The organism is Acidobacteriota bacterium, from assembly GCA_016700075.1.
In the GTDB taxonomy this organism is placed as follows: Bacteria; Acidobacteriota; Blastocatellia; order Pyrinomonadales; family Pyrinomonadaceae; genus OLB17.
Genome location: CP065000.1, coordinates 2,356,549 through 2,372,694, shown reverse-complemented (window position 1 = coordinate 2,372,694; position 16,146 = coordinate 2,356,549). Strand labels below are relative to the sequence as shown.

Below are 16,146 nucleotides of genomic sequence, written 5' to 3'. Positions count from 1 at the left end.
AAATGGCAGAACGCATATACCGCGATTCGGTTCACAACATCATCCGCGTCAATACCGACACCGCGGAGGGCAAGCTCGTCACCAGGCTGATCGACACGCCGGAATTTCAGCGGCTGCGGCGGATACGCCAGCTCGGGCTCGCGTATTTTTCGTATCAGGGAGCCGAACATTCGCGGTTCACGCACAGCCTCGGTGCGTATCATCTGGCGGGGCGAATGCTGGCGAAACTGCGGCTCGACAGCGACATCGACGAAGAGCTGCAAACGGCGGTCCGCGTCGGCGCACTGCTGCACGACATCGGCCACGGGCCGTATTCGCACGTGATCGAATCGATACTCGATTTTCATCACGAAGAATTCAGCATCGCAGCCGTATTGAGCGAGAAAACCGAGGTCGGGCGTCTGCTGCGCGAGTATTCCTCGAATCTCGCAGAAAACATTGCGGCGATCATTCGCGGTGATTTTCAGCCGGCTGCGTTAGCGCAGATAGTTTCGTCGCAGCTCGACGCGGACAGAATGGATTACCTGCTTCGCGACAGCCTGATGACAGGTGCTCGATACGGCATTTACGATCTGGAATGGATAATCAAATCCATCGAGATCAGCCCCGACGGCGAGCATCTTTACGTGTCGGCACCCGGCATTTACGCCGTCGAAGACTATCTGCAGGCACGCTATTACATGTATCGGCAGGTTTATTTTCACCGCACGCTGCGTTCGGCCGAGGCCGTTCTGCGTGTGCTGCTGAAACGCGCCCTTCGCGTGCATGCCGACGGCGGCGACGCGTGGACCGCCGCCGATTCGCCGATGTCGCGGGTACTCGCGGGCGAGAAACTGACGCTGAAAGAGCATCTGGAATTTGACGACGCCGACGTGCTTTACAGCATAAAACGCTGGCGGCATTCCGGCGATGAGATACTCGGCGATCTGGCGGGGCGTTTCCTTGACCGCAGGCTTTTCAAGGCATTTGACCTCGACATGCCGGACGATGAGCGGCGTGATTTCATCACCGCGGCACGCGAGATCGTGGCGTCCGGCGGCTTCGACCCGGATTACTATTTCTACGAGGACCGAGCGGAAAACAAGCCCTACACTTACTATTCGAAAGAGAACGTCGAGAAAAAGAACCTCATTTTTGTAGAACACGGTTTCTCGAATCCCGAGATCCGCGAGATCTCGGAAGTAAGCGCCGCCGTTCGCGGGCTGCAGCAGGGCTACAGCATTCACCGCATTTGTTTTCCCGCGGAGATGAAAGAGAGGATCGGTGCACTTTACCGCAAAGACAGTTAAATTCGCTGCGGCGTTTGCGGTCGTTTTGCTCTTCGCGGCATCGGCGGCGGCGCATCGGATCGCCATCATTGCTCCGGACAAGGCGGTGGAAAGCGTCGCTTTCGCCGAAAAGCTGACCAACGCCATCAGGGACGTCGATCTGATCGACGGCGAAATGGCGCGTGCGGCATTTGAAGCGGTGGCTCCTGAGAACGCTTTCAACATGACACGCATCGAAGCACGCCGCGCCGGCTCGGCGATCGGCTGCAGCCATTTCGTCGTCTTGCGTTCGGCGGTGCAGCGGCGGACGTCGTTCGAGAAAAAGGAATATTACGAAGCGTACGCCGTGGTCTTTGTGGTCAGTTCGCGAACCGGGCGTCTGCTGCTGCCGATCCTGCGTTCGGCTGAAAGCAGCAGTTCGAAAGATGCATTTGAGAAGCTTTTGACCGAAATTCCCGCTGTCGCGAAAGAGATAGAGACAGAAGCTACGTCGTCTTTACGCAGAGAGTTAGCCGAACCGCCGCCGCCCGCGATGGAAGAGCCGCCCGACGAAGGAACGGCCGCCGCACGCGGTTTTCGGGCGCCTGTGCCGTATCGGCGCATCAGGCCGGAATACACACGAACGGCGAATCTGTACGACATCGCGGCGACGGTCGAGATAACGGTCGATCTGGACGAGAAAGGAAAAATACTGCGGACAGAGATCGAGCGTTGGGCCGGTTTCGGGCTGGAAGAATCGGTCGAAAAGGCGGTGCGTTCGATGAACTGGCGGCCGGCGGAACGCGGCGGCAAACAGATACCGATGCGGTTTCTGCTGCGTTACAATTTCACAAAACTCCCACGCGACGCGGACCGCGAACAATAGATGAGAACCATTCGGGCAGTATTGAGAATGACGGCTTTCGTGCTCGGCACGCTGGCGATCTATTACTATTGGTTCTTTACGCGGCCCGTCAGACGCGATCCGGCCGAGGCACGGCGGCATACATTCTTGCGTTGGTCGCGATACTTCAGATGGAACGCGGGAATGAAGCTCGTCGTGAAAGGCACTCCGCCGCCGCCGCCGTTCTTCCTGGTCTCGAACCATCTCAGCTACACGGACATCGCCGTTCTGCGGCTGGCTGCGGAGGGCGTTTTCGTTGCGAAACAGGATATCGAAAGCTGGCCCGTCGCGGGCAAGATCATCGCAGATATGGGCACGGTTTTCATCGACCGCGAGAACCGCCGCGACATTCCGCGTGCAGGCGAGCTGATCGACGCGAGGCTCGACGCGGGCGACGGCGTGATCATCTTTCCCGAAGGCACAAGCACACGCGGCGAGGTGGTGCTGCCCTTCAATTCATCGTTCTTTGAATACGCTGCACGGCGAAATATCGCTGTTTATTACGCCGCTGTCAGCTATTCGACGCCGCCGGGCGAGCTGCCCGCCGACACCGTCTGCTGGTGGGACGACATCTCGTTTTTCGCACATATGTTCCGGCTATTCTCGGTGAAAAGCTGGACGGCAACGGTTACTTTTGGTAGCGAACCTATAACAAGCACTGACCGCAAACTACTCGCCCGCGAACTGCACGAACGCGTGAGCGAAATATTCAAACCCGTTGCATAAAAAAGGCCGCACTCGCGTGCGGCCAAAAGCTCTGACTAAACAAGGTTTTAGATCTCCTCATCGACATCAACATCACCCAGATCGACGTCGTCGAGGACCTCTACGGTCTCGTCCATGTCGTCCAGCACGATATCTTCATCCGGTTCGTCGCCTTCGAGGATGGTCATATCGGCCAGGTCGCGGCCGCCGAGTTCGGCAGCCGTCGGGATGTCAATGCCGCCGCGGATGTAGTCCGTCATGCGGTCAAATTCATCCTTCGGTTTTTCGTCCATCGTCTTGTCATAGGCGATCTTGTTGTTGCGGTAATATTTCATGCCGGTTCCCGCCGGGATCAGGCGGCCCATGATGACGTTCTCTTTCAGGCCGCGCAGGTAATCGACGCGTCCGGAAATGGCCGCCTCGGTAAGCACGCGTGTAGTTTCCTGGAAGCTGGCCGCCGAGATGAACGAATCGGTCGAAAGCGATGCTTTCGTGATGCCGAGCAGGAGCGGTTCGCCGACCGCGGTCTGGCCTTTTTCTTCGGCAACGCGGCGGTTCTCGTCCTCATAGCGGAAGCGGTCGACCTGTTCCTCGAGCAGGAATTCGGTATCGCCGACCTCTTTTATCTTGACCCAGCGGAGCATCTGGCGAACGATCACCTCGATGTGCTTATCGTTGATGTTCACGCCCTGCAGCCGGTAAACTTCCTGGATCTCGTTCACCAGGTAGCTCTGAAGGGCCCACATACCGAGAACACGCAGGATGTCGTGCGGATTGAGCGGGCCGTCCATCAGCGGTTCGCCGGAGCGGACGACGTCGCCTTCCTGCACGTTGATGTGCGTACCGCGAGGGATGTCGTATTCCTTTTCGGTGCCGTCCTGGCCGCGGACGATGATCTTGCGTTTACCCTTTGAAATGGGGCCGAATTCGACCACACCGTCGATCTCGGACATAACGGCAGTTTCCGCCGGACGCCGTGCCTCGAAAAGCTCGACGACACGCGGCAGACCGCCGACGATGTCCTTGGTCTTGGTGGTCTCACGCGGGATCTTGGCGATGATGTCGCCTGCCTTGACCTGGTCGCCGTCCTCGACGATGAGGTTGGCACGGATGGGCATCTGATAGGTCTTGAGGACCTTGTTGTTGCCGCTGCGGATCTCGAGACGAGGCTGATTTTTCTCGTCCGAATCCTTAACGACCAGACGACGCTGTCCGGTGACCTTGTCGATGTCCTCTTCGACGGTCTTGCCCTCTTTCAGGTCCTGATATTTCACGACGCCGTCAACCTCGGTCAAGATGGCGAAGGTGAAAGGATCCCACGTTACGAGAACGTCGTCCTCTTTGACCTTTTGCCCGTCCTTGACGTGGATCTGAGCACCGTAAACCACCTTGTAGTGGGCTACTTCGCGTCCGCGTTCGTCAACGATAGCGATCTCGGACTGACGACGCATCGACACGAATTCGCCGTCGCGGTTCTTGATGACCTTCATTTCGTCAGAGAACTTAACGGTTCCGTCGATAGATGCGACGTGCTTGGTCTCCTGTTCGAGGCGTGCGGTACCGCCGACGTGGAACGTACGCATCGTGAGCTGAGTTCCGGGTTCGCCGATGGACTGTGCCGCGATAACGCCGACCGCTTCGCCGATCTCGACCGTATTGCCGGTGGCGAGGTTGCGGCCGTAGCATTTCACGCAGATGCCGCGGCGTGATTCACACGTGAGCGGGCTGCGGATGCGGACCTTTTGCAGGCCGGAAAGCTGTACGTGTGCACCGAGTTCTTCGTCGATCTCGACGTTGGACCGGACGATCACGGTGCCGTCAACGGGGTCGATGATATCGTCGAGCGATGTGCAGCCGACGATGCGGTCACGCAGGCTTTCGACCTCTTCACCGTTTCGGATGATGGCCTCTGCCCAGATGCCTTTCATCGTGCCGCAATCTTCTTCGGACACGATAACGTCTTGAGCGACGTCAACCAGACGCCGCGTCAGATAGCCTGAGTCGGCCGTCTTGAGCGCCGTATCGGCGAGGCCCTTGCGAGCACCGTGCGTCGAGATGAAGTATTGCAGAACGTCGAGGCCCTCGCGGAAATTCGCGAGAATCGGATTTTCGATGATCTCGCCCGACGGCTTGGCCATAAGGCCGCGCATACCGGCGAGCTGCCGGATCTGAGCCTCAGAACCTCGAGCACCTGAGTCCGCCATAACGAGGATCGGATTGAGTTCCTGGCGTTCGTCCTCGCGGGCGTGCATCGCCTTGAACATCTCTTTCGCCACCTGATCCGTAACTTCGGACCAGATCGCCGTAACTTTATTCGTGCGTTCGAGGTCGGTCATCGTAGCTTCTTCGTACTGCTTGCGAAGCTTGTCAACCTCTTTCGACGCCTTCTCGATGATCGCCTTTTTGCTTGCCGGCGTGACCATATCGTCAATGCCGATCGAAACGCCCGCACGCGTGGCGTACAGGAAGCCCATCGCCTTCAGATCGTCGAGCAGGACGACGGTGTCGTCCAGGCCCAGCCGCAGATGGCTGAATGTGACCAGCGACTGCAGGCCTTTCTTTTTCAGAACGCCGTTGACGAACGGCAGGCCGTCGCGGGTCAGACGCTCATTGATGATGACGCGTCCGGCGGTCGTTTCGACGAGCTGGTCGGTATTTTCGCGAACCGTCGCACGCATCACATCCTGCGGATCGTGTTCGAGCGTCAGGTCGATGAGTTCACCGCGCCAACGGAGCCGTATCTTCGTCTGCGTTTCGACGACGCCTGCGTCAAGAGCGAGCAGAACCTCATCGATCGAACCGAACGCTTTGCCCTCGCCCTTCATTCCGTCGCGGGCGAGCGTCAGATAGTAGCTGCCCAGAACGATGTCCTGCGACGGCACCGTGATCGGCTGGCCGCTGGCCGGCGAGAGCAGATTTTTGGAAGCGAGCATCAGCACGCTTGCTTCGATCTGCGCTTCAGCGGAAAGCGGAATGTGGACAGCCATCTGGTCGCCGTCAAAGTCGGCGTTGAACGCCGTACAGACGAGCGGATGGATCTTGATCGCCTTGCCCTCGACCAGGACAGGCTCGAAAGCCTGAATGCCGAGGCGGTGCAGCGTGGGCGCACGGTTCAGCAGAACGGGATGCTCAGTAATGACCTGTTCCAGAATGTCCCAAACGATGGGCTCCTGGCGTTCGACCATTTCGCGTGCCTGTTTGATGGTCGCCGCGTGTTCGTCGGATTCGAGCTTGCTGTAGATGAACGGCTTGAAAAGCTCAAGCGCCATCTTTTTCGGCAGCCCGCACTGATGCAGTTTCATTTCGGGGCCGACGACGATGACCGAACGGCCCGAGTAGTCAACACGTTTGCCGAGCAGATTCTGACGGAAGCGTCCCTGCTTGCCCTTGAGCGTACCCGACAGCGACTTCAGCGGGCGGTTGTTGGCACCGCGAAGTACGCGGCCGCGGCGGCCGTTGTCGAACAGAGCGTCGACGGCCTCCTGCAGCATTCGTTTTTCGTTGCGGACGATCACCTCAGGCGCATGCAGCTCGATGAGCTTCTTCAAACGGTTGTTCCGGTTGATCACGCGTCGATACAGATCGTTGAGGTCAGACGTCGCAAAACGTCCGCCGTCCAAAGGCACGAGCGGGCGAAGCTCCGGCGGAATAACGGGGATCACTTCCATGATCATCCACTGCGGGTCGTTGCCCGAACGCAGGAATGAGTTCGCGACCTTGAGCCGTTTGGAATATTTTAGCTTCTTTTGCTGCGAGGTCTCTTCCTTCATCTTCTGACGAAGTTCATCGACGAGTTCCTCGACATCTACCATTTGGAGCAGGTCCTTGATGGCCTCGGCTCCCATTTTGGCTACGAACTTGCCGGGATGCTCGCGAGAGAGTTCGCGATAGCGCTCGTCCGAAAGCAGGTCCTTCTGCTTCAGGTCAGGCAGTTCGCCCGGATCGACGACGATGTAGGTCTCGAAATAAAGGATCTTTTCGAGGTCGCGCAGAGTGATGTCGAGCAAGTGGCCGATACGCGATGGCAGCCCTTTGAAGAACCACACGTGCGAGCAGGGGCTGGCAAGTTCGATGTGGCCGAGCCGCTCGCGGCGGACCTTTGACTGCGTTACCTCGACGCCGCATTTGTCGCAGATGACACCGCGGTGCTTCATCCGCTTGTATTTTCCGCAGAGGCATTCCCAATCCGTTACCGGACCGAAGATGCGGGCACAAAAAAGCCCGTCACGCTCCGGCTTGAACGTCCTGTAGTTGATGGTCTCGGGCTTTGTTACCTCGCCATGCGACCACGAACGGATCTTGTCGGGCGACGCGAGCGAGATGCGGATGGCCTCGTAGTTCGAGGTGAGCTGCGTCTTGTTATCGTTATGCAATCGAAACATATTTTCTCCAATAGTCTGGAAAGTCCGGTCAGTCCGGAAGGTCCGGGAAGTCCTTTCGAGACCTCCCGGACTTCCGGGACTTCCTAGACCATTAATCTACTCCAACCAATGTATCCACGCCGGCTACCACTTCTTCCGGATCGACCTTTTCGATGAGTTCGATGTCGAGTCCGAGCGACTGAAGTTCGCGGACGAGCACGTTGAACGATTCCGGGATGCCGGGCTCGAAATCCGAGACGCCCTTGACGATGGTCTCGTAGATCTTCGAGCGGCCGGCGACGTCGTCCGACTTGCAGGTGAGCAGTTCCTGCAGGATGTGCGCCGCACCGTATGCTTCGAGTGCCCACACCTCCATTTCGCCGAAACGCTGTCCGCCGAACTGAGCCTTTCCGCCGAGCGGCTGCTGCGTGATCAGCGAATACGGGCCGATGGAACGTGCGTGGATCTTGTCGTCAACCAGGTGCGACAATTTGAGCATATATATGTAACCGACGGTCACTTTCTGCTCGAACATCTCGCCGGTCAGGCCGTCGTAGAGCTTCGTTTTGCCCGATGGGCCGACCGAAGGCCGCAGGCCCAGCTCGTCAAATTTGCCGTTCGCCTGCTTGATGTATTCCTTGATCTCGGCCTCGCTGGCACCGTCGAAAACGGGCGTCGCGAAATGCAGGCCCAGAACGCGTGCGGCCCAGCCGAGGTGCGTTTCCAGTATCTGCCCGACGTTCATACGCGAAGGCACACCGAGCGGATTGAGCACTATCTCGACCGGAGTTCCGTCCGGCAGATACGGCATATCCTCTTCGGGCAGGATGCGTGCGATGACGCCCTTGTTACCGTGCCGGCCGGCCATCTTGTCGCCGACCGAAAGCTTGCGCTTCATCGCGACGAAGACCTTGACCATCTTGATCACGCCCGGCGGCAGTTCGTCGCCCTGCTTGAGCTTGGTGATCTTTTCGTCGTAGATGTCGCGAAGGATGTTGATCTGGCGTTCGGTACGCTGTTCGTATTCCTTGATCTCGCCTGTGATGTCGATGGAACCGGCGGCGACCTCCGCTTTGCGGAGCAGCTTGGTGTCGATGCCGTGCAGCTTTTCACGCGAGAGCGTTTCGCCCTTTTTGATCAGGACGTCCTTGCCGTCAACGAGGTCCTTCGTCAGCTTGCGGCCGTCGAAAAGCTCATAGATTCGCTCGTCACGCTGTTCCTGCAGGATGCGGATCTCGTCCTCGAGGTCGCGGTGAAGCGCTTCTTCTTCCATTCCCTCGATGTCCAGGCTGCGGCTGTCCTTGTCCTGGCCCTTTCGGGTGAAGATCTGCACGTCAACGACGGTGCCGTCGATGCCCGGAGGACAAGTCAGGCTGGCGTCCTTTACGTCGCCTGCCTTTTCACCGAAGATCGCACGGAGCAGTTTTTCTTCCGCGGTCAGCTGCGTCTCGCCCTTGGGCGTGACCTTGCCGACGAGGATCGAGCCCGGCTTGACCTGAGCACCGATGCGAATGATGCCCGATTCGTCGAGGTCGCGAAGCATGTTCTCGCCGATGTTCGGGATGTCGCGGGTGATCTCTTCGGGGCCGAGCTTGGTGTCGCGAGCCTCGATCTCAAGTTCCTCGATGTGGATCGAGGTGTAGAAATCGTCCTTCACGAGACGCTCGGAAACGAGGATGGCATCCTCAAAGTTGTAACCGCGCCACGGCATGAACGCCACCAGCACGTTGCGGCCCAAGGCGAGTTCGCCGCGGTCGGTACACGGGCCGTCGGCGATGACCTGTCCCTTGCGGACGCGTTCGCCGACAGAAACGATCGGACGCTGGTTGATACAGGTGTTCTGATTCGAACGCTTGAATTTGACCAGCGAGTAGATGTCGGCGGTCACCTCGCGGGAGATGGTGCCGTCAACCTGATGGTCGGCCTTGACGATGATGCGTTCGCTGTCAACGTAGTCAACGACGCCGTTTCGTTTTGCTACGACCACCGCACCGGAGTCGCGTGCGGCGATCTTTTCCATACCGGTGCCGACATACGGCGACTCGGCACGGAGCAGAGGAACGGACTGACGCTGCATGTTCGAGCCCATCAGAGCACGGTTGGCGTCGTCGTTCTCGAGGAACGGGATCAGCGACGCTGCCACCGAAACGAGCTGTTTCGGCGAGACGTCCATGTACTGGATCTCCAGCTTGTCAGCCGTGATGAACTCGCCTTTTTGACGGGCGGCGTTGCGCTCGTTAACAAGAAAACCCTTTTCGTCGAGCTCAATATTCGCCTGTCCGATGATATAGCGGTCCTCTTCCCACGCGGTCAGATAGAACGGATGCGGGTCGAATTCTGCCTTTTTGCCGTCCTTGATCTTCTTGTTGGCTGCCTCGACATCTTCGAGCGGTACGTGATCGCCCGGCTTGAATTTCGTATCGCCGCCGTTTTGGACGAGCACGTATTCGATAACGCGGCCGTCAACGACCTTGCGGTAGGGCGATTCGATAAAGCCGTATTCGTTGATGCGTGCAAAACACGACAGCGACGAGATGAGTCCGATGTTCGGGCCTTCAGGCGTCTCGATGGGGCAGATGCGGCCGTAGTGCGTCGGGTGAACGTCGCGAACCTCAAAGCCCGCACGCTCACGCGAAAGTCCGCCCGGCCCGAGCGCCGACAGGCGGCGTTTGTGCGTGATCTCGGACAGCGGATTCGTCTGGTCCATGAACTGCGAGAGCTGCGACGAACCGAAGAACTCGCGGACCGCGGCGGTCACCGGCTTTGCGTTGACCAGGTCACGCGGCATCGTGGTGTTCATGTCCTGCTGTATGGACATCTTCTCCTTGATAGCGCGTTCCATGCGTTCGAGGCCGATGCGGAACTGATTTTCCAGGAGTTCGCCGACCGCGCGTACGCGGCGGTTGCCCAGGTGGTCGATGTCGTCCTGCGAATAATGATTGCTGTCGCGTTTCATGCGAAGCAGATAATTCACCACGTCGAGGAAATCCGTCGGCTGCAGCAGCGGATCGTTGATGCGGTCCTTTTCAGGACGGCCCATCTTGATATTGAATTTGAGGCGCCCGACCCGCGACAGATCGAATCTGCGCGTATCAAAGAACATTCCCTCGATCAGCCGATATGCGGTCGGAACGGTCGGCGGATCGCCGGGACGCATCTTGCGGTAGATCTCGAGCAGTGCGTCAACGGGCTTTTTGATCGGGTCTTTACGAATGGTCGCTGAGATGATCTCGCCGATCTCGTCCTGCTTCGGGAAAAAGACGGTCAGGTTCGAAACGCCTTCTTCGATGATCTGCTGCAGTTTGCCCGCGGTGATCTCGGTGTTCGATTCGACGATGACCTCGCCTGTTTCGGTATTGATGATGTCGTCGAGGGCGTAAACTCCCTCAAGGTCGGCCGCCATTACGGCAACGCGGGACGTGCCCATACGCTGCAGTTCGGCGAGCGCCATCTTAGTGATCTTTTTGCCCTTGCGGACAACGTCCTCTTTCTTATCCTTGATGTCCTCATCGGCGCGCAGGCCTACGAGATGCGTCTTGCCGTCCTCTTTGACCTTTAAATAGACGTTGCCTTTATCGATCTCGATCTCGTCGGTCGTGTAGAAAAGCTTCAGTATCTCGGCATCGCTGAATTCCGCTTCCTTGACGACCTGCTCCAGAATGCTGTCCGAAACGGTCTTCATGTCGATCTGCGGATTTAGCCACAGGCCGAGCACGCGGAGGAACGACGTCGCGATGAGCTTGCGTTTGCCCAAGCGTGCGTGGAGGATCTCTTTCTGATCGTATTCGAATTCGACCCACGAGCCGCGGTACGGGATGATCTTCGCCAGAAATTCGTCGCGGTCGCCCTTGAAGAAAACGCCGGGCGAGCGGTGAAGCTGCGATACGATGACGCGCTCGGTTCCGTTGATGATGAACGTACCGTTGTCGGTCATCAGCGGTATCTCGCCAAAGAAAACGTCCTCTTCCTTGATATCTCGAACGGTCGAAACGCCGGTCTCGGCGTCCTTGTCGAAGACCGTCAGGCGGATCTTGACCTTCAGCGGCACGCTGTACGACATTCCGCGTTCCTGACATTCCTGCTGGTCGTGCTTGTGCTTCAGGCCGACCGGCTCGCCGCAGTTGTTGCAGAGGTTCGGGCGGACGGCGTTGAAGATGCCGCAGTTCTTACAAAGCACTTCGGCCGGGTTGAACGGATCGACCTTGATCTTTGCCGAGCAGTTCTTACAGTTGGACCGCAGATGCTCGAGGCCTTCGAGGTTGCCGCACTTGCACTGCCAGTTGCCGATCTGATATTCGACGTACTCCAGCGTCGCGGTCTCGCGAAAATCCGAGACAGGGAAAATTGACGAGAAAACCGACTGCAGGCCGATGTGGTCCCTTTCTTCGGGGATCAGGTCCATCTGCAGAAAGCGGTTATAGGATTCTCGCTGTACCTCTATCAGGTTCGGGATCTGTGCCGTGGTGTAGATCTTTGAAAAATCTACGCGCTCCGGCGAACGGCTCGTTCTGAGCCCCAGCCCGTTCGGTGAATTTTGAAGAGGATTATTGATCATATGAATTTAGCGGGTTCAAAAAAACCTATTGATTTCGGCGGCCTTTACTGCTAGGATTACCCCGTTGAAAAAGCACTCGCCCTTTCGGTAAAGACGGCAAACGCGGCCTAGGGCAAACGATGCCCAGACCGCTTTTCAGCAGCTATCGCTGTGAATATAATTTTCGGGCGTGCCAAAAAAGAGACACTCACTCCCCACGTTTACAGGCCTTTAGGCCCATTCCATCGCCGCTGCCAATTCCACGCTGATATCGCTCCGTCCCACGCCGGGCAAGAGGCAATTTACGTGAAACGATAAGTATAGTCCTATTTGCGTCAAGCGCGCAAGGAAAACTAGGGGCCGTGCCGAAACACGGCCCCGATCCGTATCGTCGAAAAGGTTATTTGACCTCGACGGTTGCGCCGGCTTCGGTCAATTTTGCCTTGATATCGTCGGCTTCTGCCTTCGAAACGCCTTCTTTGAGGGCTTTCGGAGCGCCGTCGACGAGATCCTTGGCTTCCTTGAGGCCGAGGCCCGCGACAACTTCGCGGACGACCTTAATGACGGCGATCTTGTTGCCGCCGGCCGAAGCGAGAACGACATCATACGAGTCTTTCTCTTCAGCTGCACCGCCGGCATCGCCTGCGCCTGCACCGGCCGCTGCCACCATTACCGGAGCCGCTGCTGCCGCTGCCGAAACACCGAAGACCTCTTCGAGTTCCTTGACCAATTCTGACGCTTCGAGAAGCGACATGTTCTTCAAATATTCGACTACGTCGTCTTTTGTAATTGCCATGATTTTTATCTATCTCCTGTTTAGGGTTCTGTTTCTTAGTAAATAGTTAATAGTAAATCGTGAATAGAAAAGCTCTATTTACTAATTGCGATTCACCATTTACCGCGTATTTGCCGCTAGAACCCAGGGACGCTCAAAGAACGGGCTGCATCTCCTTTCTTCGGCCGTCCGAAGCCAAGCGACCTGACAAATCACTCGGCTCGTTTTCCTTGAGTACGGCTGTTTGCGGACGCCGCCGTCCGCATTTTTTCAAATTCAAGATCTGATATCTCAAATTCCTTTGAGAACACCAGATCTCAAAAACCTATTCCGCTGCCGGCTCTTCTGCCGGAGCTTCTTCAGCAGGTGCTTCTTCAGCAGGTGCTTCCTCCGCAGGTGCTTCCTCAGCAGGTGCTTCTGCCGCGGCTTCTTCAGCCGGTGCTTCTGCCGTCGGAGTTTCTTCTGCCGCTGCTTCAACTGCCGGTTCTTCCGCAGGAGCTTCTGCTACTGCCTCTTCAGCCGGTGCTTCTGCGGCTGCAGCGGGCTCTCCCGCTGCACGGCCTTCCTGCTCGCCGATCTGCTTGATCACGACCGCAAGGTCGCGCGGAACCGCGTTGATGACCGTGACGATACGCTGTGCTTGTGCGTTGAGCACGTAAAGCAGTTTCGAGATGAGTTCTTCTTTCGAAGGCAGGTTCGCGATCGTGGTCAGTTGGCCGAGATCGACGACCTTTCCATCGACAACTCCGGACTTGAAGGTGTAGATGTCCGAGTTGTCCTTCATGAACTTCGTCACTGCCTTTGACAGCACGACGGGATCATTCTCGGTCCATGCGATCGCGGTCACGCCTTTCAGCGCGTCGGTCACGCCTTCATACGGCGTGCCTTTGACGGCGATGCGTGCCAGCGTGTTCTTTACTACCTGATACTGTGCGCCTGCCTCACGCAGAGCGTTGCGAAATTCCTGATCCTTGGCGACCGTGAGCCCTGTAAAGCTCATCACCATCGCGGACTTGGAATTCTGCAGCGATTCGGTGAGGACGGCCAGGTCGTTTGCTTTTGTTTCTCTTGATTTCATTTTTTAACTCTCGGCAGCGTGCCCGTTTGTGCGGACATCTGCTGCCAAAGCCTCCTCACTTAGATATACGACAGCTCATCGAGCAGAACGCCCGGGCTCATCGTCGCGGCCAGATTGATCTTTTTCAGATAACGGCCTTTTGCGGTGGTCGGCTTTGCCTTCATCACCGCGTTGATCAGAACCTTTGTATTTTCGGCGAGCTTTGTCTCATCGAAAGACACTTTGCCGACCGGCGTGTGGATGACGCCCGTCTTGTCGACGCGGTATTCCACTTTACCTGCCTTCGTTTCTTCGACGGCCGTTTTCACGTCCATCGTAACTGTGCCTGTTTTCGGATTCGGCATCAGGCCTCGAGGACCGAGGACCTTACCCAACTGGCCGACCTTGCCCATCATGTCGGGCGTCGCAATGAGTGCGTCAAAATCCAGCCAGCCGCCTTTGATCTTGTCAACGATGTCGTCGCCGCCTGCGATGTCCGCACCGGCCTCCTCGGCCTCGCGGATCTTGTCGCCCTGTGCGATAACGACCACGCGTTTTGCCGCTCCGCCGAGTCCGTGCGGGAGCACGACCGTACCGCGAACCAGCTGATCCGCTTTACGCGGGTCAACGCCCAGCCACATTGTCAATTCGACCGTTTCGTCGAACTTGGCGAAAGCGATCTCTTTCAGTTTGCCGATCGCTTCGTCAAGCGTGTACTTTTTGCCGTGCTCAATCTTTTCGAGCGCGGCTCGATATTTCTTGCCTCTTTTCATTTTACCTCCAGGTAATAACGAGCAGCATTGCTGCTCTCCCAAGGAGAAAGGTCAAAGGCAAAAGGCAAAAATAGTTTTTCCTTTTACCTTTTTCCTTTTACCTTAACCTTCGACTGTCAGTCCCATTGACCTCGCCGTTCCTTCGATGGTCCGCATTGCGGATTCGAGGTTCGTCGTGTTCAGGTCCTGCATCTTCTTTTTGGCGATCTCTTCGATCTGAGCCTTAGAGATCGTTCCCGCTTTTTCGCGGTTCGGTTTACCCGAGCCTTTCGCGATGCCGGACGCCTTGCGGAGCAGGTCCGCGGCCGGCGGTGTTTTCGTTTCAAAAGTGAACGAACGGTCCGCGTAAACCGTGATGACCACCGGAATTTTCATGTCCGGGTCGTCGTTCTGCGTTTTGGCGTTGAACGCCTTGCAGAATTCCATGATGTTGACGCCGTGCTGACCCAAAGCCGGGCCGATCGGCGGAGCCGGATTTGCTTTGCCCGCAGGTATCTGCAGCTTAATGTAACCTTCTATCTTCTTTGCCATTCTTGTCGGAACGCAGGCAGCCTTGCCTGAATTCTTCTCCTTCTTCGATTTACGATCCCGAACTTTCGCCCGGGAATGTCCTCATTTTGCCGGGAGATGCAGGCTGGCAGCCTGCGTCCCCGACGGTTAATTCTCTTCCGCAAAGGTGACCTTTTCCACCTCAAGGAAACTAAGTTCATACGGCGTAGAACGCCCGAAAATTGTGATCGAGACCTTGAGAAGCGCTTTGTCCTCGTTGACCTCTTCGACCTTGCCTGTAAAGCTGGCGAAAGGCCCCGATTTGATACGCACGACCTCGCCGACCTGATAGGTGAACTTCGGTTTCGGCTTTTCGGTCGCGACCTCGATATTGTGTACGATCTGATCGACCTCTGCCTGCGAAAGCGGCGTCGGCTGGCGGCCGCCGAGGAAGCCCGTCACTTTCGGCGTCGATTTGATCGCGTGAAAAACGTTGTCGGGTATCTTGCCGGAATCGTCACATTCGATCTCGACCAGCACATAGCCCGGATAGAACATTCGCTCGGAAACGACCTCTTTGTTGCCGCGAAGCTCTACGACCTTTTCTTTCGGGAGCAGAACGCCCGTGATCAGCTCGGCAAGTTCCAGGTCGCGGATACGCGCGTTGAGGCTTTCGACGACCTTATTCTCGTGCCCGGAATACGTGTGTATGAAATACCACTGTTTCATTTCAAATATCCCTTAGACGCCCGCGATCTTGTTGACGAGCCACGTCAGGCCTTCGAGAATGTAAACCCATCCTTTATCGACCAAGAACAGATAGACCGCAAAAAATACGACGCAGATCAGCACGATGATCGTCGTTCCTTTTACGTCGCTGGACGACGGGAACGTCGTTTTATCGAGCTCGGCGCGCGTTTTCTGTATGAATTCGCCGACGCCTTCTTTTCTTTTTCCCTCTATCGAGGCTGCTTCTGACACCTAAGTCTCTCCTAAATGCTTCAAATGGCAGGGGTACCAGGACTCGAACCCGGACCTAAGGTTTTGGAGACCTCCATGCTAACCATTGACACCATACCCCTAAGACCAAATGCAAAGTGCAAAATGATAAATGCGATAATTGTGCATTTTGCACTGCGAATTACTATTTATTCTCGCGGTGCAGCTGGTGCTTGCGGCAGCGACGGCAGAACTTTTTGAACTCCAGCCTGTTGGGCGTGTTCTTTTTGTTCTTGGTCGTCACGTAGTTGCGCTCTTTGCACTCCGTGCACTGCAAAATTATGTTATCTCTCGGCATACTT

At 56.9% G+C, this 16,146-nt stretch carries 12 protein-coding genes and 1 tRNA gene; 3 read left to right on the top strand and 10 right to left on the bottom strand.

Annotated elements, in window-relative coordinates; genetic code table 11:
- Positions 1–2: 2 nt before the first annotated feature.
- The 3 genes from IPM50_10780 to IPM50_10770 are packed head-to-tail and all read left to right on the top strand — an operon-like array spanning position 3 to position 2,877.
- Positions 3–1,289: an HD domain-containing protein gene (locus tag IPM50_10780; GenBank protein ID QQS32150.1), complete on the top strand. Its 1,287-nt coding sequence runs from the start codon at positions 3–5 to the stop codon at positions 1,287–1,289.
- Complete coding sequence (locus IPM50_10775; GenBank protein QQS32149.1) at positions 1,264–2,133, top strand: energy transducer TonB; 870 nt, start codon at positions 1,264–1,266, stop codon at positions 2,131–2,133. Before IPM50_10780 ends, IPM50_10775 begins: the two co-directional genes overlap by 26 nt.
- On the top strand, positions 2,134–2,877 hold the full coding sequence (locus IPM50_10770; protein QQS32148.1) for a 1-acyl-sn-glycerol-3-phosphate acyltransferase: 744 nt from the start codon (positions 2,134–2,136) through the stop codon (positions 2,875–2,877). It begins immediately after the preceding gene.
- 47 nt (positions 2,878–2,924) lie between these two features.
- On the opposite strand, the gene rpoC is transcribed toward IPM50_10770, so the two are convergent.
- The 10 genes from rpoC to rpmG all read right to left on the bottom strand — a co-directional run bounded on the left by rpoC (position 2,925) and on the right by rpmG (position 16,142).
- On the bottom strand, positions 2,925–7,238 hold the full coding sequence (gene rpoC / locus IPM50_10765; protein ID QQS32147.1) for a DNA-directed RNA polymerase subunit beta': 4,314 nt from the start codon (positions 7,236–7,238) through the stop codon (positions 2,925–2,927).
- 91 nt (positions 7,239–7,329) lie between these two features.
- A complete protein-coding gene (rpoB, locus tag IPM50_10760) occupies positions 7,330–11,772 on the bottom strand; it encodes a DNA-directed RNA polymerase subunit beta (GenBank protein ID QQS32146.1) in 4,443 nt (1,480 codons plus the stop codon).
- Positions 11,773–12,151: 379 nt separating this feature from the next.
- Positions 12,152–12,547: a 50S ribosomal protein L7/L12 gene (gene rplL, locus IPM50_10755; GenBank protein ID QQS32145.1), complete on the bottom strand. Its 396-nt coding sequence runs from the start codon at positions 12,545–12,547 to the stop codon at positions 12,152–12,154.
- A gap of 304 nt (positions 12,548–12,851) precedes the next feature.
- Complete coding sequence (locus IPM50_10750) at positions 12,852–13,604, bottom strand: 50S ribosomal protein L10 (GenBank protein ID QQS32144.1); 753 nt, start codon at positions 13,602–13,604, stop codon at positions 12,852–12,854.
- Between the two features lie 59 nt (positions 13,605–13,663).
- Entirely contained in the window at positions 13,664–14,356 is a 693-nt protein-coding gene (locus IPM50_10745; GenBank protein ID QQS32143.1) for a 50S ribosomal protein L1, read from the bottom strand.
- A gap of 102 nt (positions 14,357–14,458) precedes the next feature.
- Complete coding sequence (rplK, locus tag IPM50_10740) at positions 14,459–14,887, bottom strand: 50S ribosomal protein L11 (protein ID QQS32142.1); 429 nt, start codon at positions 14,885–14,887, stop codon at positions 14,459–14,461.
- A gap of 126 nt (positions 14,888–15,013) precedes the next feature.
- A complete protein-coding gene (gene nusG, locus IPM50_10735; GenBank protein ID QQS32141.1) occupies positions 15,014–15,574 on the bottom strand; it encodes a transcription termination/antitermination protein NusG in 561 nt (186 codons plus the stop codon).
- Between the two features lie 12 nt (positions 15,575–15,586).
- Positions 15,587–15,826 carry a preprotein translocase subunit SecE gene (gene secE, locus IPM50_10730; protein QQS32140.1) on the bottom strand — a complete coding sequence of 80 codons (240 nt, stop codon included), beginning with the start codon at positions 15,824–15,826 and terminating at the stop codon, positions 15,587–15,589.
- Positions 15,827–15,851: 25 nt separating this feature from the next.
- Positions 15,852–15,927, bottom strand: a tRNA-Trp gene (locus tag IPM50_10725).
- Between the two features lie 62 nt (positions 15,928–15,989).
- Complete coding sequence (gene rpmG, locus IPM50_10720; GenBank protein ID QQS32139.1) at positions 15,990–16,142, bottom strand: 50S ribosomal protein L33; 153 nt, start codon at positions 16,140–16,142, stop codon at positions 15,990–15,992.
- Positions 16,143–16,146: the final 4 nt, after the last annotated feature.